Source organism: Bradyrhizobium sp. YR681, from assembly GCF_000282615.1.
Taxonomy (GTDB): domain Bacteria; phylum Pseudomonadota; class Alphaproteobacteria; order Rhizobiales; family Xanthobacteraceae; genus Bradyrhizobium.
Window position 1 is genome coordinate 1 of the sequence record NZ_AKIY01000350.1, and the last position, 2,760, is coordinate 2,760.

The window sequence follows — 2,760 nt, forward strand, 5'->3', positions numbered from 1 at the left end:
GGCGGCGGTCGCCTGCCAAAACCGCCGAATAGCGCCGAGAAGAAATCCTCCGCATGCGCCGACGGCGTCAGCGCGAGGCCGAGGGAGACGACGGCAAGCAATGCCGCCGCGCTACCCGCCAGTTTGCCGATCGAACGTCGCTTCATGTGACCTCACTCAGACTTTTCAGTTCACGGCCGATGTCGGCATGTTCAGCGCCTGCCGGCCCGAAGGCAGCGTCGTGACGGCCGGACGCTTGCGGACGGGATCGCCGCCCTTCGCCATCAGCGGCGCGTTCTTCGGCAGCACCACGACCTTGGTGCCGACACTGACGCGGCTGAAGAGGTCGCTGACGTCCTCGTTGGTCAGACGGATGCAGCCGGACGAGACGAACTTGCCGATGGTGGTGGGATCGTTGGTGCCGTGGATGCGGTATTCGCTGGAGCCGAGATACATCGCACGGGCGCCGAGCGGATTGCCGGGACCGCCGGCAACGAAGCGCGGCAGATAGGGCTGGCGCGCGATCATCTCGGCCGGCGGATGCCAGTCCGGCCACTCGGCCTTGCGCGTGACGCTCTGCACGCCGGACCAGGTAAAGCCTTCACGACCGACGCCGACGCCGTAGCGCATGGCGCGGCCATTGCCGAGGACGTAGTAGAGATATGTGTTACCGGTATCGATCACGATGGTGCCGGCCGGCTCGTTGCGATCGAAGCTGACGATCTGGCGGCGCAGACGATCGGGCAGCGCAGCATCCTCGTCGGCCGCCTGCGGCTCCTCGCTTGCGTAGCCCTGTGAATAGGTGGGATCCTGGGGGTATTGCTGCAGCTGCATCGGCGCATAGCCGAGCGTCTGGGCCTGTGCAGCGAATGGCACGGTCAGCAATGCTGTCGCGAAGGCAAAAGCTGTGACGGCGCGCGGCGAGAAGCAGCGACGGACTGAAGACGACTTTGTCATGGGCTTGCCCCGTGGGATGCGTGCATCTCAGTGATGCGGCTTCCCAAACAACGCAGCAGAACCGACTCAAGTTCCGTCGCTGTCCGCAGCGGAGATGTCACAGTCAAGCGAGCAAGGCTTCACGAAGCCGCGATGGAACCGACGGGCCGCCCGGACGTTCTCTCCTCACCAACGGGCGCCCGGAGTCCTCCGTGCGGGAGAGAAATTGTGCGCGTCCTTCCCAGTGAACGGCTGCTTCCCGGAAACAGCGAAGGCGCCCCCGTTCCGGGTCGCCATACAGAGCTGCCGCCGATCATCCGCCGCACCGAGTTCGTTGCCTATGCGCTCGCCGGCCTGCTCCTGATTGCCATTATCGCGGTGCTCTATTTCGCCAAGGCGTTCTTCCTCCCGGTCGTGATGGCTGTCGTCGCCGGTACCATGCTGTCGCCGGCCGCAAGCTTCCTGGAACGGCGGCACGTGCCGCGCGCCCTCGGCGCCGTGCTGATCGTAGTCGCGGTGACGACGGTGGTCGCCTTCGTCGTCGCCCTGATTGCCGTGCCGGCAATGGAGTGGAGCTCGCGCCTGCCGGAGCTGGGCACGCAGTTGAAGGAGAAGCTGCACGTCTTCGACCGGCCGCTGGCGCTGTGGAAGGAGCTCCAGACCATGGTGGGCGGCTCCGAGGGGCTGCCAAGCCTTCCGCTGCCGAAAGCCGAGTGGGTGCAGCCGACGCTGGAATTCCTGTCGCCGACCTTCGCCGAATTCCTGCTGTTCTTCGCCACCCTGATCCTGTTCATCGCAAGCTGGCGCGATTTGCGGCGTGCGATGATCATGAATTTCGGCGATCGCGACGCGCGGCTGCGCACGCTGCGGATTCTCAACGAGATCGAGGTTCACCTCGGCAATTACCTGTTGACCGTCACCCTCATCAATGTCGGCGTCGGCATCGCCGCCGGCGTCGTCTGTGCGGTCACCGGAATGCCAAATCCGGCCGGGCTCGGCGCGCTCGCGGCGGCGCTCAACTTCATCCCGATCATCGGGCCGGTGGCGATGTTCGTGGTGCTGACCGTGGTCGGGCTGGTTGCATTCCCGACCATTGGCGGCGGCCTGATGGCGGCCCTCGCCTTTGGCGGGATCACATTCCTGGAAGGGCACTTCGTCACACCGACCATCATCGGCCGCAGACTGTCGCTGAACGCGCTCGCCGTCTTCATCGCGCTGGCGTTCTGGACCTGGCTTTGGGGACCGATGGGCGCGTTCCTGTCGTCACCGCTGCTGATCGTCGCTCTGATTCTGAAAGAGCATCTGCTGCCGGAGAATTCGCCGCAGTTGCCGCAGGAATGACAGTTTCCGCAAACGGAACTTACCCGGCGACGAAACGTTTTCCGCCCATCTCACCGCCAACAGTTCGGAGTCTGTCATGTCAATAACCGATGGCGAAGCCAGGATGAGAGACTGGACTGACAAAGCCACCGCAGAACGCCTCGAGAAGGATGTAGCAGCCGTGAAAAACGATATCGCCGCCCTCACCGACCAGATCACCGACGCACTCAACACCTTTGCCAACGCAACGGGCAAGCAAGCCCGGCGCGGTTACAAGCAGGCGCGCGAGAACATGGATTCGACCTTCGACGACATGTCCGAGCGCGGCAGCGCGATGATGGGCGCGGCGCAGGACGCCTATGGCTCGATCGAGGAATCGCTGGAAGACGCGATCACACAGCGGCCGCTTGCGACCGTCGGGATCGCGCTCGGCATCGGTTTCCTGATCGGCGCGGTCTGGCGCCGGTAAGGTTCGCAATCGAAATTGAGACGGCGGCGCCGCGGCGCCGCCGATATCGGCTTTTT

3 protein-coding genes and 1 pseudogene are annotated in these 2,760 nt (G+C 64.5%); 2 read left to right on the forward strand and 2 right to left on the reverse strand.

Annotation, left to right across the window (positions count from 1 at the left end):
• Both PMI42_RS40800 and PMI42_RS37330 read right to left on the reverse strand, forming a co-directional pair.
• Window positions 1-146 (reverse strand): annotated as a pseudogene (locus PMI42_RS40800) (DUF2865 domain-containing protein); the annotation flags it as partial.
• 19 nt (window positions 147-165) lie between these two features.
• Window positions 166-936, reverse strand: a complete 771-nt coding sequence (locus tag PMI42_RS37330; protein WP_008145276.1) for a L,D-transpeptidase — start codon at window positions 934-936, stop codon at window positions 166-168.
• 207 nt (window positions 937-1,143) lie between these two features.
• Here PMI42_RS37330 and PMI42_RS37335 point away from each other — a divergent pair, with 207 nt between their 5' ends.
• Both PMI42_RS37335 and PMI42_RS37340 read left to right on the forward strand, forming a co-directional pair.
• Entirely contained in the window at window positions 1,144-2,256 is a 1,113-nt protein-coding gene (locus tag PMI42_RS37335; RefSeq protein WP_008145278.1) for an AI-2E family transporter, read from the forward strand.
• A gap of 76 nt (window positions 2,257-2,332) precedes the next feature.
• Window positions 2,333-2,704 (forward strand): ElaB/YgaM/YqjD family protein, encoded by a 372-nt coding sequence (locus PMI42_RS37340; RefSeq protein WP_008145279.1) that lies wholly within the window; start codon window positions 2,333-2,335, stop codon window positions 2,702-2,704.
• Window positions 2,705-2,760: the final 56 nt, after the last annotated feature.

Bases quoted from the DNA above. Each gene is read 5' to 3' on its own strand.
- PMI42_RS37330 (WP_008145276.1), bottom strand. From the start codon at position 936: ATGACAAAGTCGTCTTCAGTCCGTCGCTGCTTCTCGCCGCGCGCCGTC.
- PMI42_RS37340 (WP_008145279.1), top strand. From the start codon at position 2,333: ATGTCAATAACCGATGGCGAAGCCAGGATGAGAGACTGGACTGACAAA.